Source organism: Paenibacillus canaveralius (assembly GCF_047238265.1).
Classification (GTDB): domain Bacteria; phylum Bacillota; class Bacilli; order Paenibacillales; family NBRC-103111; genus Paenibacillus_F.
In genome coordinates this window covers 5,044,963-5,068,896 of the sequence record NZ_JBDFMM010000001.1, presented here as the reverse complement: position 1 = coordinate 5,068,896, position 23,934 = coordinate 5,044,963, and the positions used below count along the sequence as shown (strand labels likewise).

Sequence of the window (23,934 nt, the reverse complement as noted above, 5' to 3'; positions counted from 1 at the left end):
ACGTTAATCCTCCAGCCGGTTGATGAACGAATTGTTGGAACGTCCGAGCTGGCGGATATTCACCTGGATATCGTACTCGATCTCAAGCTCCCGGAAGGCGGATGTCCAGTCCCCTTTGACCTTTTTCCAGTAAGCCGGGTATTTCTGATACATCTTTTTGCCGAAGCCGAATACGTCGCTCCCCAGTTCCCGGGCTTTCTCAATGGATTCCTGCATTCTTCTGCGGATATCTCCCGCAACGGCTTTCTCCAGGTACTGAATGTTTTCTCTTTTGCCCAAATCCATGATACATCTCATTTCCCCTATATTTTCTTCGGAACGGAGTGAGACCGTGATAAGAGGCTTCCCGTTCTTCATGCCGGCTTTAACGGTGGTCTTGCTGCGGATAAGATCGAGCACGGCGATGCCGCCGTCGGGGCAAGCCGCTTGATGGACGGTGCTGTGTATATTATCTGTTATGTAATTATATCCTTTGCTCTCCGACTCATTCATCCACCCCAGCAGCTTGTCTTTCTTAAACACGCTTAAGCCGGCGTACTGCAAGTAGGTTTCGGGTTTGATCTGATCGATATTGCTCCGTTCCTCGCCCTTGTCGGGAGGGCCTTTCAGTATAACGGCCGACAGGACGCTTTCCTTGCCCTTCGCCGTCATATTTTTGATCAGCATATCCAGGGTAACGACCGAGACGGGAGCCCACTTCTTCTCCGCCGTTTCCAGTGAACTGTACAGTTCGTTGGCCGGGATTTTATCCAGTGGGGTAAGGACTTTCAAAACCTCGCTGGCTGAGCTTCCTTTGGATACCAGAGCGATGAAATCGGACCGGTGCTCCCAATCTCTTGTGAAAATATCGAGGATATCCGAGAGGCCCTCTTTCGCGACGGATTCTCCGATCACCAGCACACGCAAATGGGAGGGATACATCTGGCGGGGACTCTTGGTTGTGATTTTTCTCATGGCTTCCAGGTACGTATCTCCCATCGATTCGTAGACGGTAATGGGGGAGCGGCCTCCGGAGCTCTTCTTGGGAGCCACTTCCCCGGGATCGACGACCTGGAAGTTGACTTTAATCTGCGGGCCGATCTTATCCACACCGATGCCGACCACGATGGCCAGTTCGTTCATTTCTCTTTTGCTCCAGCAGCCGGTGAGGAGCGATACAGCCATGATCAGCGCAAGCAAGCCGGCCGGCCGTTTAAGCATAGGAAGCAGCCTCCTTTATTTTCGGGGTGCCGGATTTTTGCCGGGAGGCGGCTGACGCCACGTATTGCGGCTGAGCAGTCTCGGCCGCTTGTTAAGCAGCCACTGCGGCAGCCGGATCAGCGTATCTTTCTGCTCGTTCAGCTGAAAAGGCGCAAAGGGCGCCATATATGGAATTCCGAAGGAGGACATATGGCACAGATGCAGGGCAAGCAGGATGAGTCCCGTCGAAACGCCGAACAGCCCGAAGGTGGCCGCCAGCAGCATGAACAGAAAGCGCAAAATCCGCACCGAGATGGATAAATTGTATGCGGGAATAACGAAGCTTGAGATCGCCGTGATGGAGACCACGATAACCATGGCCGCCGACACGATGCCCGCATCTACGGCGGCCTGACCGATGACAAGCGTTCCCACGATGGATACGGCCTGCCCGATTGCCCGGGGCATGCGGATACCGGCCTCACGGATGATCTCGAAAGTGATTTCCATTAAATAAGCTTCCAATAGAGCGGGGAACGGCACACCCTCCCGCTGGGAAGCCAGGCTGAACAGCAGGTCCGTCGGCAGCATTTCCTGATGAAACGTAGTAATGGCAATATAAATGGAGGGGCCCAGCAGGGCGATCAGAAAGCTGACGAACCGGAGCAGCCTCAGCAGCGAGCTGATGTCCGCACGGTTATAGTAATCTTCGGGAGAATGAAAAAATTCCCCGAACAGGGCGGGCGCCACCAGTACAAAGGGAGTGCCGTCGACAAATACGGCTACCCGGCCTTCAAGCAGCTGCGCGGCGACCACGTCCGGACGCTCGCTTGAATACAAGGTAGGAAACGGGCTCCAGGCGGTTTCCTGGATGAATTCCTCTACATACCCGCTTTCGAGAATGGAGTCCGTCTCGATCAGGCTCAGCCGTCGTTTCAGCTCCGCCAGCACATCTTCGTTCACGATTCCGCTGATATAAGCGACGACCACGCTCGTCTTGGTTACGTCGCCGATTTTCTGCCCGTCGAAACGGAGGCTGGCGTCGTTGATTCTCCGGCGCACCAGCGACAGGTTCGTCTTGATGGACTCCGTGAAGCCGGCTTTCGGCCCGCGGATGACTCCCTGGCTGGACGGCTCCTCGATGGCGCGTTCCTTCCAGCCGGTAAGATCGACCGCCAGCGCCGTATCTATACCGTCCAGGTACAGAATGGCGCTGCCGCTGTTGAGCAGCTCGATGATAAGCCCCATATTTTCGGCACGCTGCACGCCGGATGCGGTGATATAGTAATCCTCCAGCAGCGACATCACCTCCTGCGTATGGCCCGGTTCGATGCGCATGCTTTTCATCTGCGTCATAATCGGCTGAAGAATAAACTGGTCTACTCCCTGGTTCTCCACAAGCCCTTCCGTATAGAAAAGAGCGGCTTTGACCCCGTTCTCTCCGGCTTCCCCTATCCGGAATTCACGATGCTGGATATCCACGCTGTCTCCGGTAACCTGACGGGTGCGAAGAATATTGAACGGAAGGCTGCGGCTTAATCTTTCCTGGTACAGCTCCGAATAGCCGGGGCGGGGAAACGGAATGAACGATGAGACCACGCGGCTTTCTCCTTTCTTATTAAATGAACGGCTTGGATGAACGGAGCGGGAGTCAAGGGACGGCATCTGTAAAAAGCAAGGCGCCGGAACCGGCCGTGTGTCCGAGGACGGCTTCTTAGCGCAGGTTGTGAACGTAAGAGCCGATCCACGACCGGCTGTAATGCTCCCGGACCCGGATGACCAGCTTGTCGGGATATACCCGGACAAGAAGACTCTCGCTCTTCGGCGGTTGCACCGGCTTTTCGCTGAAATCAAGCACTTTCCGTACCGAGGAAGAACCGACGGAGAGAAAGCCGGTCCGGACCGCCTGACCGCCGAGACTCCAGTCATAATGGGAATGGCCGGAGAAAAGAACGGCCTGCGGGTAGTCTTCTAAGACCCGGCGGAACGCCTTATAGTCCGTAACCCCCCGTTCCTGCCCGGAGCCTTTCAGCGTATGGACAAGCGGCTGGTGCAGGAAGACGAAGACCGGCCTGCCGGGATGCGTCCGGGAAGCTTCGGACAAGCGGCCGGCAAACCAGTTCATCTGCTCCGCCGACAAGTACGCGTCTTCCCGGGCATCTTTATCGACGTCCCGGTAGCCTTCCCCGCTAAGGAAGATAAACGTGTATCCGGCCGCTTCAGCCGCGTGATAGGGCTTTTCGTAGCCGAAGGAGCGGGTGAACAGCTCCACCGCCTGCCGGGTGGACCAGAACGGATTGAGTTTTGACGTATCGGCAGAGCCGAAAGGCGTGCGCCACATCCGGTAATACTCATGGTTGCCCATCGTCGCATGAAGAGGCGGGTGGGGCATGGCGTTCAGCACCTTCGCCAGCGCGTCGTAATCCGCCGGATTGCCGCCGGTCAAGTCGCCGTTAAGCACCATCATGCCGCCTTCAGGCGCCAAAGCGGCATGATCCAGCAAGGCCGTCCGCAGGAGTTCCTGCGACAGCTTGTCGTGCGCCTCGATATGAATATCGCTCAGCACGGAAAACGTCAGCAGCGCCGGCGGCGTATCTTCCGAAGCGGACGGACGTCCGCCGTCCGCTCCGGCCTGCTGCCCGGGCCGCTGCGCAGCCGCTGCGGCAGGCAGCGCTTTTGCCGCAGGCGTCTCTTGCCGGCGCTGCGCCGGAAGGCAGATGGCTGCGCAGCAGAGCAGAAAAACCGCGGCGGCGCAGGGTAAACACTTCACGGAGCAACCCCTCCGTTTCCATCGTCAGGATCATTTGGGTTAGTGTTCCTTGCCGCCTGTTTTCTATGCGTAAGACCCCGGCCGGAGCCCGGTTATCCTCAGGTCTGATACCGGCCCCGACTTAGGTCCAGGACCAAAAACCGCCGCGAGTCCGTTTTGGCGAATGCCGCTGTCGACTAGAATAAAGACATAAGATAACGACAACGAAAGGCGGTGACGCAAAAAGATGAAACGCAATCCTAACATGGGCCTCGCGATCGTGCTGATCGCATTCGGAGCCTGGCTGATTCTCGGCAAACTGGGCATTCACCTGGGGCCGATTATGAGTTACCTGATTCCGATCGGAATGATCGTGGTCGGCTACTTCGGGATTCAAAGAGGCAGCAAGCTGGGCTGGGTAATCGCCCTCCTCGGGATCTTCGCCCTTCTAGGCAAAATGACGACATTGTTCATTATCCTGATCGCTGTCGCCATGATCGCGTTCGGTGTATCGATGCTGAAAGGCACATCCAATTCATAAGGCCAAGACGCTGATAAAAGAAGGTGGTAAATACAATGAGCATTCTGAAACGAATTCGTGATATAACGGTAGCAACGCTGAACGAGCGGCTGGAGGAAAGCGAAGATCCCATCCGCCTGATCGACCAATATCTCTCGGCCAAGAGAGAACAGCTCATGCAAAGCGAGCGGCTGCATCAGCAGTGTTCGGCACACGCCTCTTCGCTGAGACAACAATACTTAAGCGCACTGGAAACGAAAGAGAAACGCGAGCAGCAAGCCGCACTCGCCCTGAAAGCGGGCGAAGAGAACATGGCCCGCATGATCCTTCACGAGAAGCTTCAAGCCGAAGAGCGCAGCGACCAGTACCGCGGCCTCTACGAGCAGGCGAGACAGTCGGCCGCCGAGCTGGAAGAAGAGCTTCAGGCCATGCGCGCCGATTACCAGGAAGTACTCGACAAGCGCGGCTACTACATGGCCCGCATGGAGTCGGCAAGGCTGCAGCAGCGGCTGAACGCCCGCCTGGGCTACGGAGACGGTTCCTCGTCGCCCCGCATGTTTTACCGGATGGAAGAGCACGTATCCGATATGGAGATGCAGGCACACGTCCTTCGCGACCTGCGCCGTGCAACCCGGGAAGGCGGCTCCGAGAACCCGAATCCGGCTTTAGAGAAGGAGCTTGAGGCACTGCGCCGCAAGATTAACCGGGAGGAGTCATAATACATGAGAAAACTTTACCGCTCGCGCACCGACAAGAAAGTAACGGGACTTTGCGGCGGACTTGCGGATGTGTTGAACGTCGATGCAACCCTGCTGCGGCTGCTCACAGTCGTCGCGGTATTCATCACCAGCGGTTCGCTGATCCTGCTTTACTTCATCGCCAGCTTTATCGTGCCTAAAGAACCGGGCTTCGACCCACCGCGCGGCCCTTACGGACCGGGCCCGTACGGCGGAGACTCCTACGGTCCTTACGGCAATCCCAACAACAATAACTACGGCGGCTCTTACGGCGGCAACCAGGCTTACAACGGCTGGAACGGCAAAGAAGCCAGAAACGGCAGACAGCAGTCCGCCGCGGGTTCCTCTTTCGGAGCGCCCAAGGCCGATAATATCGATGAAATGATGAAAGATATCGAGAAAAAAGCGATGCAGCGCGAAATCGAGGAGCTCAGAAGCAAACTCGACCGCCTGGAAAAGCACCAAAAACCAACCAATAACGATTCCAAAGGAGATGTATAAACATGGGAGTTTTTTCGAGAATTAAAGATATGACGAAGGCGTCTATTCACGAGGTATTGGATAAGGTCGAAGATCCGGTCGTTATGCTCAACCAGTATATCCGCGACATGGAAGAAGAAATCGCGAAAGCGGAAGTTACCGTGGCGAAGCAAATCGCCAACGAGCGCAAGCTGAAACAGCGCCTGGAAGAAAGCGTACGCCTGTCCGCCGACCGTGAAGGCAGAGCGGCTGCCGCGCTGAAAGACGGAGAAGAGCAAGCGGCACGCCAAGCGCTTGAAGAGAAGCTGTATCACGACGAGAAAATCGCCGAGTATACCGATCTTCACGAAGCTTCCAAAGGTCAAGCATCCGAGCTGACCCAGCAGCTTCACGACATGAAAGACGAGTATTACAAGCTGCGCAACAAGCGCAACGAGCTTGCGGCCCGCACGCAACTGGCTAAAGCGAAGAAGCAGATGGCGCAAGTGAGCTACAACGGCGTAATCGAAAGCGGCAATGCCTCCAGAGGCTTCCAGCGTATCGAAGAGAAAATCATCCAGCTGGAAGTGGAAGCGGAAATCGCCCGCAAGCCTTACGTACCGGCATCCGGCTACAGCAGCGCTTCCAGCTACAACCCGTCCGACTCCGCCAAAAAGGCCAAAGTCGACGAGCAGCTCCAGCAGCTGAAGAACAAAATCGGCGGCGGAGCGAAAGCCGAGAAGTAATCGGCTGAAGCACGCAGCTTTAATTGACCGGCGGCCTTCCGGAATTCAGAGCAGGAATTCCGCGGCCCCGGCCGGTTCAACCCCGCAGTAAGCGGTACCTCTTGCACAGCTATACCTGTTCTGGCCTTCGGAGATCGGACTCCGGAGGCTTTTTTGTCCGTACTCTTGTGTTAGGGGCGATTGACCTCTCGGACGGCGCGCCGCGCACGGTCGGCAGGAGCGAATTGCACCCGGATGCGGAGCGCATACTACGGAAAAGAAAGGAGATGAACCCCGAATGACTAAATCCAACAATTCCAAAGAGCAGGATATTCACGAAAAAGAAAACAAGCAGCGCAAAAGCACCCCGTCCGAATCCGGCGGTGTCGACAAAAAACTGAGCGGGCCGAATTTTCCCGCGACGTAGCAGCACTTAGGTCCTTGCGGATGCGGCGGATCTGATCCAGCCCCTTTGCTTTCTTTTCCCTCAATTGTATAATGGGATGGAAAAGAAAATGTCCATGACATTGATCACAGGGGAGTGAACCGATTATGGTGATGTCTTTTGACTCATATATGAGAGACATGGTACAACCAATGCGTGAGGATTTGACCCGCATCGGCGTGAAGGAACTTCTGACGCCCGAGCAGGTAGCGGAGACGCTGGAGAACGCCGAAGGAACGCTGCTGCTCGTTATCAACTCCGTTTGCGGATGTGCCGCGGGCCAATGCCGTCCGGGCGTTGCCAAAGCTCTGCAGAACGAAGTGAAGCCGGATCACCTGTATACCGTTTTCGCCGGTCAGGAGAAAGAAGCGACGGCTAAAGCCCGTGAATATCTGGCGCCTTACCCGCCTTCGTCGCCTTCGATCGCGCTGTTCAAAGACGGCCAGCTGGTGCATTTTATCCAGCGCCACCAGATCGAAGACCGTTCCGCCGACATGATTGCCGGCGATCTGACGGATGCCTTCGAGAAGTACTGCAAATAAGAACGCGGCCGTTAACCGGGTCCGTTCTCGATAAAGCAAGCTCCTGCGGCCGTCTTTTGACGGATGCGGGGGCTTTTTTCTTGCGGGGCGAAACGGTTTTCCGGCGGCGAACGGCTTAAATTAGTCATGTGGCCCTAACACGATGAGCATTTCAGACTATAGCCCATCCCGGAGGAATTGAGTAAAGTTTTAATATAAAGAGAGCGTTTCCAAAATGTGGGGAAAAGAGGCCGGGGCTTTAAGCCGGGCTGCGATTTTTCCCGGACGGGGAACGTCCGTGGACGTGAGTGTACATTGAACGGCTGAATCCGGAGACGGCATGGGTTTCTCATGCGGCCGGAGGAGGTGATTATGCGGATAATGATCGGGATGAGCGGCGAGGTACAAACGGCGGCAGGACGCCGACTGCAAAGCGGCGGAACGAAGCAAGCAAAGGAGGGTTTTTGAAAGCGTTTACTAAGAATGAAAAGGTTGTCCATTTTAACGAGAAAGAAGGGAAATGAATGAAAAGCAACAAAAAAATAAAAATGACCTGGTTGAGCTTCTTTGCGCTCTTGCTGGCGTTGCTCCCATTGTTTAACACGGGCGCGGGCAGAGTCTCGGCAGCCGAACCGGCCAAAATCGTCGGATATTTTACTTCCTGGGGAATTTACGGCCGCAATTATCAAGTTAAAGATATCGACGGCTCCAAAATGACTCATTTGAATTATGCCTTTGCGGACATTTGCTGGGGCGGCGTGCACGGCAACAATTCCGCCGACAGCCCTAACAAGCAAACGTGGTCTTGCACGGACTCTCACGTGCCCCTTCAGTCCAAACCCGTACCGAATGGAACGATCGTGCTTGGAGAGCCATGGGCGGACGTAAATACGCCATATGCAGGCTACTCATACGAGGAGTGTGACCAGAAGGCGCTTTGCGGCAACTTCGCGGGTCTGCGCGACCTCAAGAAAAAGAACCCGTCGCTCAAAACGCTTATCTCCGTGGGCGGCTGGACCTGGTCCAACCGTTTCTCGGAAACGGCTGCCAGCGCGGCGACGCGCGAAACTTTCGCGAACTCCGCTGTCGAGTTTATCCGCACGTACGGCTTTGACGGCGTGGATCTGGACTGGGAGTATCCGGTAGCCGGCGGCCTGTCCGGCAACACTTACAGCCCTGCGGATAAGCAGAACTACACGCTTCTGCTCAAAAAAGTCCGCGAGAAATTGGACGCGGCCGGAACGGCGGACGGCAAGAAATATCTCCTGACCATCGCATCCGGAGCCAGCCAGAAGTATGCGAACAACACGGAGCTTTCCGAGATCGCCAAAACCGTCGATTGGATCAACATCATGACATACGATTTCCACGGCGGCTGGGAAAAGTCGACGAACCATAACGCGGCGCTTTACCCGGACCCGAACGATCCGTCCACGGGCGAAATCAAGAAGTTCAACACGAGCGACGCGGTTGATATTTACTTCCAGTCGGGCGTTCCGGCCGACAAGCTGGTGCTCGGTCTTCCTTTCTACGGCAAAGGCTGGAAGGGCTGCCCTCCCGGACCGAACAATGACGGCCAGTACCAGACGTGCGTAGGGGGCTGGGACGGCAACGTTCTGCCGACCGGCACATGGGACGACTGGGCGTCCGGCAACAGCGGCACGTTCGATTACGGCGATCTCATGGCCAACTACGTAAACAAGAACGGCTTCACCCGCTACTGGAACGACACGACCAAAACGCCGTATCTGTTCAACCCGACGAGCGGCACGTTCATCTCCTATGAAGACACGCAGTCCATTGCCGCCAAAACGGCTTATATCAAAAGCAAAGGACTGGCCGGCGCGATGTTCTGGGAAACCAGCTCCGACTGCCGCACCAGCCCTAAATTCTCCTGCACCGTCAAGCTGCTCGATAAAGTAGCCGCCGACCTTCAGACTCCGGCAACTCCGGACACTCAGGCACCGACAGCGGTTACGAATCTGATTTCCACCGGCAAAACGTCGACCAGCGTAGCGTTGAGCTGGACGGCCGCCACGGATAACGTCGGCGTAACCGGTTACGAAGTGTCCTACGGCACGACGAAGGTAAATGCGACCGGAACGTCGGCCAATATCACGGGGCTGACGGCCAACACCGCCTATACGTTTACGGTCAAAGCGAAGGACGCGGCAGGCAACGTCTCCGCCCCGGCTTCCGTAACCGTTACGACGGCGAGCGGCACGACCACTCCGGATACTCAAGCACCGACAGCGGTAACGAATCTCGTCTCTACCGGCAAAACATCCACCAGCGTTGCACTGAGCTGGACGGCCGCCACGGACAACGTCGGCGTTACGGGCTATGACGTCACTTACGGCACGAAAACCGTCTCCACAACGGCTGCAAGCCTCAACGTGACGGATCTTACGCCGAACACGGCTTATACGTTCACGGTCAAAGCGAAGGACGCGGCGGGCAACGTCTCCGCCCCGGCATCCGTATCCGTTACGACGGACCCTGCGACGAACCCCGGATCTCCGGTTCAGCCGACTTTCACGGTGACGAGCGATTGGGGAACCGGCTACAACTTCAGCTTCTCCATCAAAAATACGGGTACGACCCCGATTACGAACTGGAAGCTGGAATTCGACTACACGGGCAGCATCACATCCGTCTGGGATGCGTCCATCGTCAGCTCCGCCAACAACCACTTCGTGATTAAAGGCGCAGGCTGGAACAACACGCTTCAGCCCGGAGCAACCGTTACTTTCGGAGGCGCGGGACTAGTTAAAGCCCAGCCGACGAACATTGTCGTAACGGGCAGCTAAACGCTGCGCGGCTTTTTGAAGTAAGGTAATCTGACATGAAAAACCGTCCCGGCCGTCCTTTTGGTGGTTGGGGCGGTTTTCTTTGTGGTAATATAAGTTCAAACCTTAGGTGTGGAGAAGGAGGATTTTTTTAATGAGCCTGCAGCAGGAGATTATCCAGGAACTTGGCGTTAAACCGCAGATCGACGTTCAGGAAGAAATCCGTAAACGTGTCGATTTTCTGAAGCAGTATGTAAAAACGGCGGGCGTATCCGGCCTGCTTATCGCCATCAGCGGGGGCATCGACAGCGCGGTAGCCGCCGGTCTGTGTAAAATAGCGACGGACGAGCTGACGCAGGAGAGCGGCAAAGAGTGTAAGACGGTCGGCGTCTTCCAGCCGTACGGGACTCAAGAGGATATTCATGACAGCTATGCGACGGCAGATGCTTTTAACCTCAAATACCGTATGGAAACCAACATCGAAGAAGCGGTGAACGAAATCGCGCTCGAAGTCGAATTCGGTTTGAAAAATGCGGGAGACTCCCGCCATATGAGCAAAGAGGGCAAGGGAAACGTGAAAGCGAGAACCCGGATGGTCGTCCAGTACGCCATCGCTTTCGAAATGAACCTGCTCGTCGTCGGTACGGACCATGCTTCCGAGGCGATTACGGGCTTCTTTACGAAGTGGGGCGACGGCGCGGTCGATATCACTCCGCTCAGCTCCCTCAATAAGCGTCAAGTACGAGCTCTGGCGGCCGGACTGGGCGTTCCGGACAGCGTCCTGCATAAAGCGCCGACTGCCGGACTATGGGAAGGGCAGACGGACGAGAAGGAGCTCGGTGTAAGCTACGAAGATAACAGCGACTATCTGGAAGGCAAAGAGATTAATCCCGAAGCCGCGCAGAAGCTTGAGAAGCATTATATGAAGACGAGACATAAGCGCAACAGCATTCCCGGCATCTAAACCGGGATTCGGGCAGAGCCTGTCCGGCCGGTGTATATCGGAGATAGCGTTCTTTTCGGTAAAAGGAAATGAAGAAGCGGAGAGCCGGGCTCTTCCGCTTCTTTGGCATTTGCGCGCGGCTAACAAAGGAACGGAAGAGAGCGATTCCGTTGTTCTTTTAGCGGAGCGGAACAAGTTGCGGCTGAGATCGACACAAGTGAAGCCGCACGGATCCGCAAGTCCGGGAGCAGCGGCGGGAGAATCCCTTCCATACCGCGCGAAGCTCCGGCCCTACGGTGCCTGGCGTCACATGGCGATGGTTAAGCATGATACCGGCAGGACAGCAATGCGGTTGTCTTGAGCGGATTTCTCATCCTTGCCCTGTGCGGGACGTCCCGGCTTGACCTTGCGGAATGGCCGTGCCACAATCAGGCAAGGTGAACGAACCGAAATAACGAAGAGTAACGGAGGCTTGAGGATGATTATCGGGGTCGGAATGGACATGGTTGATATCGCCCGTGTAGCGGGGCTTCTGCGGGAAGAGAGCGGCGAGCGCTTCATGCGGAGAATTTTAACGGAAGAGGAACAGCGGCTTGCGGCGGGAAAAAGAGGCAGGCTGGCTGAGTTTACGGCAGGACGTTTTGCCGCGAAAGAGGCCGTGGTAAAGGCGCTGGGATGCGGGATCGGACGCCAGGCCGGCTTTCATGACGTCAGCGTCCTGCCGGACGAAGCGGGCAAGCCCCACTGCTTTTTATCCGAGGGGGCCAGGCAGCGTCTGGGACTCGGACAGGACGTTGTCGTTCATTTGAGCATCACGCACACGGAAACGATGGCGGCGGCTTATGCGGTTGTCGAGCGGGTTTAGCCGGAAGAGGAAGCGTTAGCCGGACGCTCTCCCGATTGCAGTCCGTGATGCGTCAAAGTGGCCGACTGAGCGCTGTACAAGGGGCGGGACGTCGTGTAACTTATAACTTTCGGGCGCAAAAAAAAGACAGCCCGTTACCGGAAGCTGTCCGTGCTGTTCGTGCTGTCCGGGTCTGCGCCCGGAGGACCATGTGTGCGGCCTTGCGGCTGACGGCGGCAAACGAGGCGAGCGCGGCATCGCGCTCGGCGCTCCTCGCCACAAAGATGAAACATGTCTGTGCCGGGCCGGCGGCCAAGCGGAGTGCTTGGCATGCGGCACGTAAGACGGGGCACACGAGACACGCGGCTGCAGGAACTTGCGGCGCTATCTCGTTACTAATGCCGGCGGCCTTGTCAGGGACCAGGCGCACACAAGCAGGCTGAGCCCGCTCATTCCCTGCAAAATAACGCCCGAGTAGCCCAAATACCAGAGGGCCATCACGATCGTAAGCGCGAAGAGCCACAGGCCGAGCCAGAAGAGACGGCGGTCGGCGGCCGCTCCGAGCAGGACGAATACGGCCGAGAGCAGGAACGCTCTCAACAGAGCGACGAAATAAGGGCCGACGGCCTGCACATATTCGAGCACGGCCACGGCGCCGATCAGCATAACGGCGGGGAAGGCGAGCATAACCAGAGTGATGGAGCTTTCGCGCGCGGCGCCGGCTTTGCGGCGCGTTTTTACCCAAATCGCGATGCTGGCAAGCACGGCGGCCGCGAATACTGCCTGAGCGAGCCAGTCCAAGTCGATCCAGTCCTGGAAGAAATCGACCGCCGCCGCGACGACTCCCTGAATGCCCCACACAGCCAGATAAGGCGCGAGCCAGCGGAAACCGGTAGGAATCACGGCCGGTCTGCCGGTTGCCGTTCGGGCTTCTTTCATTTTGTACAACCTCCGTTCCCGAATCCAATCATCCGAAAAAGTCCGAATACGACAAGAATACCCAATTCGGCCCGCAAAAACAAGCAAAGGCCGGGCGGTTCCATCCTTCCCTCATTTGCTTTATAATAAAAGGTTGTGGGTGTTCAAAACGTGAGCCCCGGAGAGGAGAGGGAATCCAGGTGGCAGAGCTTGAACGGCAGCAGGAACGCAATGAGCCGGCAGCGGCCGAAGAAGGACAAGTTCCGGTAAAGCCGAAGAAAACGAAATCGGCATCCAAAACGGAAAAAACACCGCCGGTGGAATATCCGATGGAACAAAAACAATTTTTCTCCGCCAATTTGTTGGCGTGGTATTTGATACATCGCCGCGATCTCCCTTGGAGACGCAGCCGCAACCCGTATTATATTTGGATTTCGGAAGTGATGCTCCAGCAGACGAGAGTGGATACGGTGATACCGTATTTTCACCGCTTCGTCGATTTGTTTCCGACGGTAGAGGCCTTGGCCGAAGCTCCGGAAGATGAGGTTCTGAAAGCGTGGGAGGGGCTCGGTTACTATTCCCGCGCCAGGAACCTCCAGCAGGCCGTACGAGAGGTCCACGAGCGCTACGGGGGTGTCGTGCCGGACACGAAGGAGGATATCTCCTCCCTCAGAGGGGTAGGCCCGTATACGTCGGGCGCGATTCTCAGCATCGCGTACAACAAGCCGGAGCCCGCCGTCGACGGCAACGTCATGCGGGTGCTTTCGCGCTACTTCCTCATCGAGGATGATATCGCGAAGCCCGCCGCAAGAGTGGGGATGGAGCGGCTGGCCCGCGAGCTCATCCCCGAGGGCTCCGCGGGGGACTTCAACCAGGCGCTGATGGAGCTCGGCGCCATGGTCTGCACCCCGCGCTCGCCGCAGTGCCTGACCTGCCCGGTCATGGACCACTGCTCGGGCCGGCTTGCCGGCAGGGAAGAGACCCTGCCGGTGAAGAGCAAGGCCAAGCCGCCGAAGCCGGAGCGGCGGCTTGTGGCCCTGATCGAGGGCGAGGGAGAGAACGCCGGGCGAATTCTCATCCGCCAGCGGCCCCAGGAGGGCCTCCTCGCCCGCATGTGGGAGCTGCCGCACGTAGAGCTGCGGACGCCCGCCGGAGGCGGAGTCCATGGCGCTCTCGCGGCAGCGGAACCTCCCGGCCCGGCCGGTGGGCCGGGGCTGCTTCTTGCTGCGGCAGATGAGGCCGCAGCAGCATCCGCCGGCGCGGACAGGCCGGCGGCGGAGGCACAGCCTGCCGTCGGCAGCGCGGCCGCCGGGCCGGAAGCGCCGGCGAAGCGGGGCCGCCGCGGCAAAGCCGCCGCTGCGGGGAGCGACGCTCCCGCAGCCTGGCCGGGCGACGCGTACAGCATGGAGCAGCTGCGCGCCGCGCTGGCCGATGAGGAGCACGTGGACGTGCTCCCGCAGGGCTGGATCGCCGACACGAACCACACCTTCAGCCATCTTTACTGGGACATGAAGGTGTACCGGTGCCGGCTCGGCGGCCAGGGAGGCGCTCCCGCGGGACAACTGCCTTACCGCTACCGCTGGATGTCGCCCGAGGAGCTGGAGCGCTACGCGTTCCCGAACGTGTTCCTGCGCGTCTTGAAGATGTACGCGGAGGAACAGGGTGTATGGGGGAAGTAAACCCGGCCTTACCGACCGCCGCCGTCTGAATGCGCTTCACAGGGAAGCAAGCTAAGCGGAACAAGGGCTCTAAGCGTGCCTTCGCAGCTCCTACAGTGCATCGGTCATTAGCCGTGGCGTCCCGAACGCTTCCGGATCTGTTGGGAAGCGTCACGCCCGACGGCAGCGGTTCTCCTTTGCACCGTTTGTCCGCTCCCGCTCAGCCGCGCAAGGCACGAAGAACGCGAGCCGCATGGGGGAGGCAGACAGCCTCTATGTCTTGCAGATAACATTTCATAAACAACATGCAGCCGACTATAAAAAAAGACGCCCTCCCAGGCTTATCCCCTGAGGAGGGCGTCTTGCGTATACCGGAATTATTTCTTAGCTGCTTCGTAACGCTTGTTAACGGCATCCCAGTTAACAACGTTCCAGAAAGCGGAGATGTAGTCCGGACGTTTGTTTTGGTATTTCAGGTAGTAAGCGTGCTCCCAAACGTCCAGTCCGAGAAGCGGAGTGTCGCCTTCGAAGAGCGGGCTGTCCTGGTTAGGCAGGCTGTATACTTTCAGCTGGCCGTCTTTGCCAAGAGCAAGCCAAGCCCAGCCGCTGCCGAAACGGGTAGTAGCCGCTTTGGCGAAATCTTCTTTGAATTTATCGAAACCGCCCAGTCTCGCTGTCGATAGCTTGAGCCAAAGCGCCGGTAGGCTGACCGCCGGCGTTAGGAGCGATAGTTTCCCAGAAGAGGGAGTGGTTGGCGTGTCCGCCGCCGTTGTTGCGCACTGCAGTGCGGATCGCTTCCGGAATGCTGTTCAGATCGCTGATCAGATCTTCCAGGGATTTGTTTTGAAGGTCGGCATGGCCTTCAAGTGCCGCGTTCAGGTTCGTTACATATGTGTTGTGATGACGGTCGTGGTGAATTTCCATCGTTGTTGCGTCGATGTGCGGTTCCAGTGCGTTATTCGGGTAAGGTAGAGCCGGTAATTGATGTGCCATGATTTAAATACCTCCTAAGCGATATGTTAACACTTACCTGTTTATTATAAGACGATTTTTGATAGTAAATCAACATTTATGTATATTAAGTCGGTTAGACCGTATTCTCCCGCCTTCTTTCGATCTCCCGGATGACCTGCGCATGTATAGCCGTACCCTGTGCGTTGAGCCAGGGAGACAGCTCGCTCATCACCGAATGGTGGTAAGATAATTCTTCTTCATCCCAGGCGGAAGCGTCCAGTGAACTCAGTTCGTGCAGATGCCGTCTTTCCTGCTGTGCCATTTTTTTCACCTCCTTTTATTAAGAATGACCGGAAACGCGAGTTATTATCAGAAATTTTCTGTAAGAAGGGGTCTGGAAGATGTGAAGCAGACATAGGTGTCATATAGAAGAGGCGGAAAGCACAACGTTTTACTTAAAACCTGACTTGTAAGCGCTGTACATTTTGTTTGCAAAAAGCAAATAAGGGATTGACACCCCGCATGAAAGCGTTTATCTTAAAACTATAAAAGTTAAACCCTTTTAATTTTGAGAACAGGCTGACACGGAAGACAGAAGATGAATTTGAAGTGGTTTAAGAGGTTTTAGGCTGAAAAATGGGCATAATATCCAGAAATCCGAATCGGTTTGCATGGAAATCATGTCTTTTATTTTTAGACTAAAATTAAAGCGTTTTAACTTTCGGAAGGAAGGATGCCATGAAAACCAAAACGGCAAGGCACCAAACGCTCTGGTTTTACATCTTCATTTCACCCTGGCTGATCGGAGCTGTCCTGTTTGCCCTGTATCCCATCGTATCGTCCGCTTATTACAGTTTTACCGAGTATGACATTGTGAATCCCCCGAAATGGGTCGGCTTCCAGAACTACGTCGATTTGTTTCACGATGATATCTTCTGGATTTCCATTTGGGCTACCGTGCGGTATACGCTGCTGAGCGTTCCGATCCAGCTCGGGCTTTCGCTTCTTTTTGCGCTCCTGCTCAATCAGAAAATCCCGTTCAAAGGTTTTTTCCGGACGGTCATGTATTTCCCGAGCATGATTTCGGGTGTGGCCATGGCTCTGATCTGGATGTGGATTTTCAATCCGCAGAGCGGGCTGCTCAACCAGGGACTCAGCCTGCTGGGGCTGCCGGGACCGCTTTGGCTGTTCGACGAGAAGTGGGCCATCTTCGCTCTCGTGCTCATGTCTCTGTGGACGGTAGGCGGGGGAATGGTCATCTTCCTGGCGGGTCTGCAAAGCGTTCCGCCAAGTCTGTACGAAGCGGCCGAACTGGACGGAGTAACGCGCCTCCGCTCCTTCTGGCACATTACGCTGCCGATGATCTCGCCCGTGTTCCTTTTTCAGCTGATTATGAGTCTGATCGAATCTTTCCAGGTCTTTACCCAAGCGTTCATCATGACCAAGGGCGGCCCGAACTATTCGACGATGTTCTATGTGTATTACCTGTATCAGAACGCCTTCAAGAATTTCAAAATGGGCTATGCTTCCGCGATGGCCTGGCTGCTGCTGATCGTCGTCATGGTTCTTGCCCTGATTATTATGAAAGGCTCTAAACGATTCGTTCATTACGAAGGGGGAGACGGAGTTTGAGCAGCACGGTTCCTACACAGCCCGCGAGGGCCTTTAAACCTTCCAGGCTGAAGGCTGGACGCAGAACATGGTTCGACTGGTGCGTCTTCGCCATCCTGATCGTCTTGTCGGTTCTGATGATTTTGCCGTCGGTCCATATGCTGTCCACGGCTTTCAAGACACGGGCGGAATCGCTGAGATTCCCGCCGACGATCCTGCCGGATAAATTCGTAACGGAAAACTTCAAAAAATTGTTCGAGCTCGATTTTCTCAACTGGTATCAAAACAGCCTGCTCATCGGCATTATGACGGTGATCGGCACGGTGCTTTCCTCCGCACTGGTCGCCTACGGCTTTTCGCGGTACCGAGCGAAGGGCAAGGACGCCCTTTTCGCTTTTCTGCTGGCGACGATGATGCTGCCTTACCCGGCCGTTATGATCCCGCAGTTCATCCTGTTCAAGGAACTGGGGTGGATCGATACGTTCCTGCCGCTGATCGTTCCGGCTTTCTTGGGCTCCGCCTATTTTATATTCCTGCTCAGGCAGTTCTATACCTCTCTGAGCAATGAACTTTTCGAAGCGGCCAAGGTCGACGGCTGTTCGGAGCTCCGCCAATGGTGGAGCATCGCGCTGCCGCTGTCGGGTCCGGCCCTGGCGACCGTCGCCATCTTCTCCTTCATCTGGAGCTGGAACGACCTGCTCGGGCAGGTGCTTTATCTGAACTCGACCGAGAAGTTCACTCTGCCGATCGGCATGGCCGGCATGGTGTCCTCGACCACGCGCCCTCCTTCCTGGAACGTCGTTATGGCCGCATCTTTGCTGGCGCTGGTACCGATTCTGGTTTTATTCTCCGTCGCGCAGCGCTATTTCGTACAAAGCATCGTGCTGACGGGTGTGAAATAACAGAGGGAAACTATAAGGAGGTCTACCTGAAATGTGGATGACTAGAAAACCGTATCATATGACGCTCGCGGCCGTATTGGCGGCGTCGGTAACGCTGGCAGGCTGTTCCGGGGGAGACAAGAAGACCGAGGGGAAGGAAGGCTCCGGCAAATCGGGAGAAACCGTCACGATCACTCACTATACCCAGGATGCGCCTGACAAAGCCTACGTGGAGGAGCTCATTCCGGAATTCGAGAAGAAGTTCCCCAATATCAAGGTTAAGGTGGTCAAAGCTCCTTACGAGCAGTTTGAGTCGAAGCTTCAGAGCATGGTGGCCGCAGGCAACTCGCCGGACGTGACTTCCCACTGGGGGGATGCGGGCTTCGCGGAATATTACAACAAAGGCTTGGTCCGCGACATCACGGATCTTCTGAAAGAAGACAATTTCAAGGCTTCCGATTACGGGATTTCAGACCATTTGATGGATATCTACAAAGTCAATGGCAAAACTTATGGAATTCCTGTCTATAGTTACGTATCGGTTCTCGTATATAATAAGGATATGTTTGACAAGGCAGGAATTCCGTACCCTCCGTCCGATTATGAAGACAAATCGTGGACGTTCGAGAAGATGCAGGAGAATGCCAAGAAGCTGACCAAAATATCGAAAAACCTGAACGATACCCAATACGGCATCGATTGGGGATGGTCCGAGAGAGATATGAGACCGCTTTATTTCGGTGCCAGCCCGTATCCGGAAGAAACGTTTACGAAGAACGGGGGCAACCCGGAAGTTTCCAAGTTTAATTCGCCCGAAGTGAAGGAAGCTTACCGCACGATCTTCGACATGATGCACAAAGACAAGAGCATGATCGATCCCGTTACGTCCAAAGCAGTCGCGGGCGAAGGCGGAGATCCGTTTGCCGCAGGCAAAGTGGCGATGTCCGTCGGAGGTGCCTGGCTGCTTGCCGGCTCCAACGATTTCGGCTTTAAAGTCGGCGTAGCGGCCGTCCCGGCCGGCAAGAACGAGAAAGCGAGAGACGTGCTGTTCGTCGATCCCCTGTTCATCCTTAAAGACTCCAAACATCCGAAAGAGGCATTGGAGTGGATCAAATTCCAGCTTTCCAAGGAAACGCAGGAGAAAGCGGTCGAACTCAGCGGAGGCACACCGCCGTCAAACTCGCAAGCGGCCGAGAAGTATTTCAGCTACTTCCAGAACATCGATCCGAAGGACCTTAAGAACGTATACGAGGGCGGTCTGAAGTACGGCGTGGAATCCTGGAATCACATGATCCCGGGCTACGCGGAGCTTAATACGATCATCAAAAACGAAATGGAGCCGATCGAGAACGGCAAAAAATCGGTCGACGAGGTTATGCCGGATCTGGAGAAGCACATTAACGACGTTTTGGCGAAAAGGCAGAAAAAATAACACAGTCGGACTCTTGACCAGCCCCGCTGCATGGTGGGATTCCGACGTTGGGAGTTCGATTGGATGAAAATAAGCATATTTGACGTAGCAAAAAGAGCGGGAGTATCGGTCGTGACCGTCTCCCGCGTTCTGAACGACTCGCCTACGGTGAGGGAAAACAACCGGCAGAAAGTACGCCAGGCCATCAAGGAGCTTGATTACCGGCCCAATTCGGCCGCAAGGAGCCTCGCCAGAGGGAAGACGGGCGTAATCGGTCTTACGCTTACGACCCTGCAAGATTCCCTGTTCGACGGGATCGTCAAGTGCGTGAACGACGCGCTGAAGGAACACGGCTATTTTCTGGCGCTGTCCATCGGACCGGACACGAGCGATTCCGACTGGGGCGAAGGCAGCAACTTTCTGTACCAGGAAGACAGAGTGGACGGAATTATCGTACTTTCTCCTCTGAAGGAGGAAAACGACGTCCTGGAGTTGAAGAGGAAAAAGATCCCATTTGTTCTGGTGGATAACCAGCAGGAAGACATGAGCGCCTCGGTCGTTAACGTCGATAACTATATGGGCGGACTGGAGGCGACGCGCCACCTGCTGAGTCTCGGGCACACCAAAATCGCGCATATCGCGGGTCCTGAACTTTACCGGAGCGCGCGGGAGCGGAAAAGGGGCTATATCGATGCCATGGCGGAAGCCGGGCATCCCCCGTTTCTTTTGGTGGATTCGGATTTCGATATCCGGAGCGGTTTCGACATCGCCAAGAGCTGGCTGGCGGAGGGCGGGAGGCCGACGGCGGTATTCGCCGCCGACGATTTCATCGCGCTGGGCGTAATCGAGGCCTTCCGCGACGCGGGACTTCACGTGCCGCGCGATCTTTCCGTCATCGGTTACGATGACCAAGCCTTCTCGTCGGCGATACATCCCAGGCTGACGACAGTCCGTCAGCCGTCCGAGGGGATGGCCCAGGAGGCGGTGAAGCTGCTGCTGAAGATCGTGAACGGCACGCAGAAACGGAATGCATCGGTGAAGCTGGAGCCGAAATTGATCGTGCGTGAATCCACGGCGTCTCCGGACGGCAGAACAATCGAAATAGATAGATAAAAACAGGAGCTGTGAAATAGAAGAACAATCGCTTGATACGGGAGATGGAGAACTGTGAACTATTATTTGGGTATGGATGCGGGAGGCAGCAAAACCTACGCGGTTATCGCCGATGAAACCGGCCGGGTGGTCGGCACCGGCAGAAGCGGCATGGGGAATCATCAAATTCATCACGACCGGGCGGCCGCAAGCATCGGCGCCGCCGTGGACGAGGCGCTCCGCGAGGCGGGCCTGACGAAAGCGGATATCGCATTCGCTTACTTCGGTCTGGCGGGGGCGGACCGCGAGATCGACTTCCGCATTCTGCGGAAGCTCCTGGAGCCGATCGGCTTCGCGAACTGGGATCTCGCCTGCGATACGATCGTCGCCATGAGGGCGGGCACGACGAAGCCTTACGGCGTCGTCGCCATCTGCGGCACCGGCGTGAACTGCTCGGGCATGAACCGGCAGGGCGAAGCCTACCAGTGCGGCGGCTTCACCTACATGTACGGCGACTTCGGCGGCGGGGGCGGCCTTGCCGTCGAAGCGTTCCGCTCGGTCGTCCGCGCCTGGGACGGACGGGGAGAGCAGACCCTGCTGACGGGACTTGTGCTGGAGCAGCTCGGTTACGAGACGGTCGGGGACATGTTCCACGATTTTCTCGACCATAACAAGTCCGTTCCGCTGGAACTCGCCAAGCTGCTCTTCACGGCCGCCGGTCAGGGGGATGGGGTAGCCCGCGATATTTTGAAGGAGCAGGGCGAGGAAATCGGCCTCTCGGTCAAAGCGATCGTGAACAAGCTCGGCATGGCCGGAGAAGAGTTCGACGTCGTGCTCGCCGGCAGTGTGCTGATGCGCGGAAACGGCGACTACATCGAGAAATACATCGTAGACGCGGCGAAGAAAGCGGCTCCGGCAAGCACGATCCGCCGGCTGGACGCCGAGCCGGTAGTGGGTTCCGTCCTGCTTGCGATGGAACGCGGCGGTCTGACGGTCAGCGAGGAAGTCAGCGGGAAACTGAAACAGTTAAAGATGTAAACCAAAATCGGGGAGTGAGAGAGATGGACAAAAGCTTGAAAATCGTCGTCATCGGTGGGGGTTCCTCTTATACACCGGAAATCGTGGAAGGATTTATTCTGAATTACGACAAGCTGCCGATTCGTGAAATTTGGCTCGTCGATATCCCGCAGGGCGAATGGAAGCTGAACATCGTCGGCAGCCTGGCGAAGCGCATGGTCGAGAAATCCGGCCTGCCGATCCAGGTTCATCTGACGCTGGACCGCCGGGAAGCTCTGCCGGGCGCAGACTTCGTCTCCACGCAAATGCGTGTCGGCATGCTCGAAGCCCGCGCCTGGGATGAGTCCATCCCGCTGAAATACGGCGTCATCGGCCAGGAAACGACCGGACCGGGAGGCATGATGAAGGCGTTCCGGACGATACCGGTTCTGCTCGACATCTGCCGCGACATGGAAGAATTGTGCCCCGACGCGTGGCTGCTCAACTTTACGAACCCGGCCGGCATGGTGACGGAGGCAATCTCCAAGCACAGCTCCATCAAATCGATCGGCCTCTGCAACGCTCCGATCGGCATGCACAAATGGCTGATGAAAGAATACGACGTTCCGGTGTCGAGCATTTATACCGAGTTCGTCGGTCTCAATCACCTTCACTGGATCACACAGATTACCGTGAACGGGGAATCGAAGCTGGAGGAGCTCGTCGGCAGCGGCAGCGGATATTCCGCGAAAAACGTGCCTCAGATGGAATGGAACGTAAGCTTTATCCGCGGTCTGGGCGCGGTTCCTTCCTACTATCTCAAGTATTTCTACCTGAAGGATGAAATGCTGGAAGAACAAATCGAGGCGTCGAAGAAAGACGGCACGCGCGCCGAGGTCGTGAAGCGGGTCGAAGACGAGCTTTTCGAGCTCTACAAGGACCCGGATCTGGCCGAGAAGCCGAAGCAGTTGGAAAAGCGCGGCGGTGCTTATTATTCCGAAGCCGCGGTTAACCTGATGTGCTCCCTTTATAACGACACAAGGGATATTCAGACCCTAAATGTGCGCAACGACGGCATACTGGACTTCCTTCCGAACGAATCCAGCATCGAGGTGAACTGTGTGGTGACCCGTCAGGGACCGATTCCGGTTGGGGTAACCCGCGTGCCGGAGGCTGTCAAAGGCTTGATCCATGCCGTGAAAACGTACGAAATCCTCGCGATCGAGGCGGCCGTTACGGGAGACAGAAGCATCGCCCTCCAGGCGCTTGCCCACCACCCGCTCATTTCATCGGTCAATACGGCCGAAAAAATGCTGGATGAAATGCTGGAGCAGAACCGCGCGTATCTGCCCAATTTCTTTCCCCCCGCCGAACATTCGAACGTTTAACTTTGTGTGCCCCTAATAATTGCCGGCAAAAAAGAACGAATGATAATCGAACAGACAACTCCGCTGATGGAAAGAAGCGAATGGACCGCCGGGAGAACCCGGCGGTTTTTTTATGCGCAAGCGGCAGCTATTTTTCGGAAACTGCTTCCGGATAAAAGGAAGAAGCAGGCGCCTAATATGATCCCCCTCAAGATGAGGCCTATGAAACTGCTGGAAGAAGAAGGACTTTTTAGGCGAAAAAAAGCACAAAAACACATGTAAACGCTTCCTATTAAGCGCTTTCAAGAGATTTATTAAGAAAAGGCGGTGTTTTTTGAAAAAAAGGGAGGATTTTCGGCGTTTTTTGTCGTAAAATTATTTTTACACCGAAAAATTGATATTGTGGGAGTGGACCTCATGCGTGTTCGTTCTTTTCGATTGTCTGATTACAGCCTGATCTCCGATCTGCTTCAGGAAGCGCTCAGCGATCCTTGTTACAAGGAAACGATGCAGGCGTTTGCCAAGCAGCTGTCGTGGGACGGCGAATTAGTGTTGGTTGCGGAAGAGCAGGATGAGCTGGTCGGTATGGTTATCGGAACCATCGATGACAACAAAGGATACTATTACCGTCTGGCAGTTGCACCCGGGCATCGCCGCAAGGGAATCGGCAAGGCTTTGATTGAAGGAATGAAGCAGCGTTTTATGCAGCGTAAGGTTAAACGCATTCTTGTCACAGTCGATCATCACAATGAAATGGTGCTGCCTGTTTACGAGTCGGCGGGATACAATCACTCCGATTTTACGAGAACGGCAAACCGGCTCAGCATTGTAAAGAAAGCAAGCATGTAGGGGTCAATTATAGTATAATGAAGGCATATCTTTTTGTCGCTGGCGGACAGGCTCCGCTCCCGGGAGGAAGGTATGCCTTTATTGTAACCACTTCTTTTTTGCATGGAAGAACGGGCTCCGTAGGGAGCTTTTTTAGTCGCTGCGTTTAGTTTTTCTACGCGGAACCGGCTATTCCGTTTCAACCGTTTTTAACCTATTGAATTTCAACGGACGAACAACAACAATGAATTTATGAGCATAAGCAGCATTCGCCGGATGAGACGGTTTATATAGAGGGGCAATTTCA

General features: G+C 55.8%; 22 protein-coding genes and 1 pseudogene. 17 read left to right on the top strand and 6 right to left on the bottom strand.

Features of this window, described 5'->3' with window-relative positions:
• Positions 1-3 precede the first annotated feature (3 nt).
• The 3 genes from ABC395_RS22830 to ABC395_RS22820 form a co-directional block, all read right to left on the bottom strand.
• Positions 4-1,200 carry a Ger(x)C family spore germination protein gene (locus ABC395_RS22830; RefSeq protein ID WP_413006120.1) on the bottom strand — a complete coding sequence of 399 codons (1,197 nt, stop codon included), beginning with the start codon at positions 1,198-1,200 and terminating at the stop codon, positions 4-6.
• Positions 1,201-1,215: 15 nt separating this feature from the next.
• Positions 1,216-2,778, bottom strand: coding sequence for a spore germination protein (locus ABC395_RS22825; protein ID WP_413006119.1), 1,563 nt, complete (start codon positions 2,776-2,778; stop codon positions 1,216-1,218).
• A gap of 115 nt (positions 2,779-2,893) precedes the next feature.
• A complete protein-coding gene (locus ABC395_RS22820) occupies positions 2,894-3,949 on the bottom strand; it encodes a metallophosphoesterase family protein (RefSeq protein ID WP_413006118.1) in 1,056 nt (351 codons plus the stop codon).
• A 226-nt stretch (positions 3,950-4,175) separates the two neighbouring features.
• On the opposite strand from ABC395_RS22820, the gene ABC395_RS22815 reads away from it, so the two are divergent.
• The 9 genes from ABC395_RS22815 to acpS all read left to right on the top strand — a co-directional run bounded on the left by ABC395_RS22815 (position 4,176) and on the right by acpS (position 11,932).
• Positions 4,176-4,469: a LiaF transmembrane domain-containing protein gene (locus tag ABC395_RS22815; protein ID WP_009676300.1), complete on the top strand. Its 294-nt coding sequence runs from the start codon at positions 4,176-4,178 to the stop codon at positions 4,467-4,469.
• Between the two features lie 35 nt (positions 4,470-4,504).
• Positions 4,505-5,167 carry a PspA/IM30 family protein gene (locus ABC395_RS22810; protein ID WP_103996456.1) on the top strand — a complete coding sequence of 221 codons (663 nt, stop codon included), beginning with the start codon at positions 4,505-4,507 and terminating at the stop codon, positions 5,165-5,167.
• A gap of 3 nt (positions 5,168-5,170) precedes the next feature.
• Entirely contained in the window at positions 5,171-5,686 is a 516-nt protein-coding gene (locus ABC395_RS22805) for a PspC domain-containing protein (RefSeq protein ID WP_413006117.1), read from the top strand.
• Between the two features lie 2 nt (positions 5,687-5,688).
• Positions 5,689-6,390, top strand: a complete 702-nt coding sequence (locus tag ABC395_RS22800; protein WP_413006116.1) for a PspA/IM30 family protein — start codon at positions 5,689-5,691, stop codon at positions 6,388-6,390.
• Between the two features lie 277 nt (positions 6,391-6,667).
• Positions 6,668-6,796: a hypothetical protein gene (locus ABC395_RS22795; RefSeq protein ID WP_258042510.1), complete on the top strand. Its 129-nt coding sequence runs from the start codon at positions 6,668-6,670 to the stop codon at positions 6,794-6,796.
• Between the two features lie 125 nt (positions 6,797-6,921).
• Complete coding sequence (locus ABC395_RS22790; RefSeq protein ID WP_103996459.1) at positions 6,922-7,356, top strand: BrxA/BrxB family bacilliredoxin; 435 nt, start codon at positions 6,922-6,924, stop codon at positions 7,354-7,356.
• Between the two features lie 503 nt (positions 7,357-7,859).
• On the top strand, positions 7,860-10,145 hold the full coding sequence (locus ABC395_RS22785; RefSeq protein ID WP_413006115.1) for a glycosyl hydrolase family 18 protein: 2,286 nt from the start codon (positions 7,860-7,862) through the stop codon (positions 10,143-10,145).
• Between the two features lie 133 nt (positions 10,146-10,278).
• A complete protein-coding gene (gene nadE, locus ABC395_RS22780; RefSeq protein WP_413006114.1) occupies positions 10,279-11,088 on the top strand; it encodes an NAD(+) synthase in 810 nt (269 codons plus the stop codon).
• A gap of 457 nt (positions 11,089-11,545) precedes the next feature.
• A complete protein-coding gene (gene acpS / locus ABC395_RS22775; protein ID WP_413006113.1) occupies positions 11,546-11,932 on the top strand; it encodes a holo-ACP synthase in 387 nt (128 codons plus the stop codon).
• A gap of 363 nt (positions 11,933-12,295) precedes the next feature.
• Here acpS and ABC395_RS22770 read toward each other — a convergent pair whose 3' ends face one another.
• Positions 12,296-12,850, bottom strand: coding sequence for a hypothetical protein (locus ABC395_RS22770; RefSeq protein WP_413006112.1), 555 nt, complete (start codon positions 12,848-12,850; stop codon positions 12,296-12,298).
• 308 nt (positions 12,851-13,158) lie between these two features.
• Between ABC395_RS22770 and mutY the strand changes: the two genes are divergently transcribed.
• Entirely contained in the window at positions 13,159-14,508 is a 1,350-nt protein-coding gene (gene mutY, locus ABC395_RS22765; protein WP_413006788.1) for an A/G-specific adenine glycosylase, read from the top strand.
• Between the two features lie 356 nt (positions 14,509-14,864).
• Here mutY and ABC395_RS22760 read toward each other — a convergent pair.
• Both ABC395_RS22760 and ABC395_RS22755 read right to left on the bottom strand, forming a co-directional pair.
• A pseudogene (locus ABC395_RS22760) lies at positions 14,865-15,480 on the bottom strand (superoxide dismutase).
• A 94-nt stretch (positions 15,481-15,574) separates the two neighbouring features.
• Positions 15,575-15,763 (bottom strand): hypothetical protein, encoded by a 189-nt coding sequence (locus ABC395_RS22755; RefSeq protein WP_326054579.1) that lies wholly within the window; start codon positions 15,761-15,763, stop codon positions 15,575-15,577.
• Between the two features lie 416 nt (positions 15,764-16,179).
• Here ABC395_RS22755 and ABC395_RS22750 point away from each other — a divergent pair, with 416 nt between their 5' ends.
• The 7 genes from ABC395_RS22750 to ABC395_RS22720 all read left to right on the top strand — a co-directional run bounded on the left by ABC395_RS22750 (position 16,180) and on the right by ABC395_RS22720 (position 23,648).
• Positions 16,180-17,073, top strand: coding sequence for a carbohydrate ABC transporter permease (locus tag ABC395_RS22750; RefSeq protein WP_413006111.1), 894 nt, complete (start codon positions 16,180-16,182; stop codon positions 17,071-17,073).
• The gene (locus ABC395_RS22745; RefSeq protein WP_413006110.1) at positions 17,070-17,954 is read left to right on the top strand and encodes a carbohydrate ABC transporter permease; all 885 of its coding nucleotides are present in this window, start codon (positions 17,070-17,072) and stop codon (positions 17,952-17,954) included. Before ABC395_RS22750 ends, ABC395_RS22745 begins: the two co-directional genes overlap by 4 nt.
• 31 nt (positions 17,955-17,985) lie before the next feature.
• The gene (locus tag ABC395_RS22740) at positions 17,986-19,365 is read left to right on the top strand and encodes an ABC transporter substrate-binding protein (protein ID WP_413006109.1); all 1,380 of its coding nucleotides are present in this window, start codon (positions 17,986-17,988) and stop codon (positions 19,363-19,365) included.
• Between the two features lie 63 nt (positions 19,366-19,428).
• Positions 19,429-20,457, top strand: coding sequence for a LacI family DNA-binding transcriptional regulator (locus ABC395_RS22735; RefSeq protein WP_413006108.1), 1,029 nt, complete (start codon positions 19,429-19,431; stop codon positions 20,455-20,457).
• Positions 20,458-20,511: 54 nt separating this feature from the next.
• A complete protein-coding gene (locus ABC395_RS22730; RefSeq protein WP_413006107.1) occupies positions 20,512-21,474 on the top strand; it encodes an N-acetylglucosamine kinase in 963 nt (320 codons plus the stop codon).
• Between the two features lie 23 nt (positions 21,475-21,497).
• On the top strand, positions 21,498-22,820 hold the full coding sequence (locus tag ABC395_RS22725; protein ID WP_413006106.1) for a 6-phospho-beta-glucosidase: 1,323 nt from the start codon (positions 21,498-21,500) through the stop codon (positions 22,818-22,820).
• A gap of 396 nt (positions 22,821-23,216) precedes the next feature.
• Complete coding sequence (locus ABC395_RS22720; protein WP_103996524.1) at positions 23,217-23,648, top strand: GNAT family N-acetyltransferase; 432 nt, start codon at positions 23,217-23,219, stop codon at positions 23,646-23,648.
• Positions 23,649-23,934: the final 286 nt, after the last annotated feature.

Coding starts and splice junctions, on each gene's coding strand:
- nadE (WP_413006114.1), top strand. CDS start 10,279: ATGAGCCTGCAGCAGGAGATTATCCAGGAACTTGGCGTTAAACCGCAG.
- ABC395_RS22785 (WP_413006115.1), top strand. CDS start 7,860: ATGAAAAGCAACAAAAAAATAAAAATGACCTGGTTGAGCTTCTTTGCG.
- ABC395_RS22830 (WP_413006120.1), bottom strand. CDS start 1,200: ATGCTTAAACGGCCGGCCGGCTTGCTTGCGCTGATCATGGCTGTATCG.
- ABC395_RS22725 (WP_413006106.1), top strand. CDS start 21,498: ATGGACAAAAGCTTGAAAATCGTCGTCATCGGTGGGGGTTCCTCTTAT.
- ABC395_RS22790 (WP_103996459.1), top strand. CDS start 6,922: ATGGTGATGTCTTTTGACTCATATATGAGAGACATGGTACAACCAATG.
- ABC395_RS22795 (WP_258042510.1), top strand. CDS start 6,668: ATGACTAAATCCAACAATTCCAAAGAGCAGGATATTCACGAAAAAGAA.
- ABC395_RS22800 (WP_413006116.1), top strand. CDS start 5,689: ATGGGAGTTTTTTCGAGAATTAAAGATATGACGAAGGCGTCTATTCAC.
- ABC395_RS22770 (WP_413006112.1), bottom strand. CDS start 12,850: ATGAAAGAAGCCCGAACGGCAACCGGCAGACCGGCCGTGATTCCTACC.
- ABC395_RS22810 (WP_103996456.1), top strand. CDS start 4,505: ATGAGCATTCTGAAACGAATTCGTGATATAACGGTAGCAACGCTGAAC.
- ABC395_RS22740 (WP_413006109.1), top strand. CDS start 17,986: ATGTGGATGACTAGAAAACCGTATCATATGACGCTCGCGGCCGTATTG.
- mutY (WP_413006788.1), top strand. CDS start 13,159: ATGGAACAAAAACAATTTTTCTCCGCCAATTTGTTGGCGTGGTATTTG.
- ABC395_RS22805 (WP_413006117.1), top strand. CDS start 5,171: ATGAGAAAACTTTACCGCTCGCGCACCGACAAGAAAGTAACGGGACTT.
- acpS (WP_413006113.1), top strand. CDS start 11,546: ATGATTATCGGGGTCGGAATGGACATGGTTGATATCGCCCGTGTAGCG.
- ABC395_RS22815 (WP_009676300.1), top strand. CDS start 4,176: ATGAAACGCAATCCTAACATGGGCCTCGCGATCGTGCTGATCGCATTC.
- ABC395_RS22720 (WP_103996524.1), top strand. CDS start 23,217: ATGCGTGTTCGTTCTTTTCGATTGTCTGATTACAGCCTGATCTCCGAT.
- ABC395_RS22750 (WP_413006111.1), top strand. CDS start 16,180: ATGAAAACCAAAACGGCAAGGCACCAAACGCTCTGGTTTTACATCTTC.
- ABC395_RS22755 (WP_326054579.1), bottom strand. CDS start 15,763: ATGGCACAGCAGGAAAGACGGCATCTGCACGAACTGAGTTCACTGGAC.
- ABC395_RS22735 (WP_413006108.1), top strand. CDS start 19,429: ATGAAAATAAGCATATTTGACGTAGCAAAAAGAGCGGGAGTATCGGTC.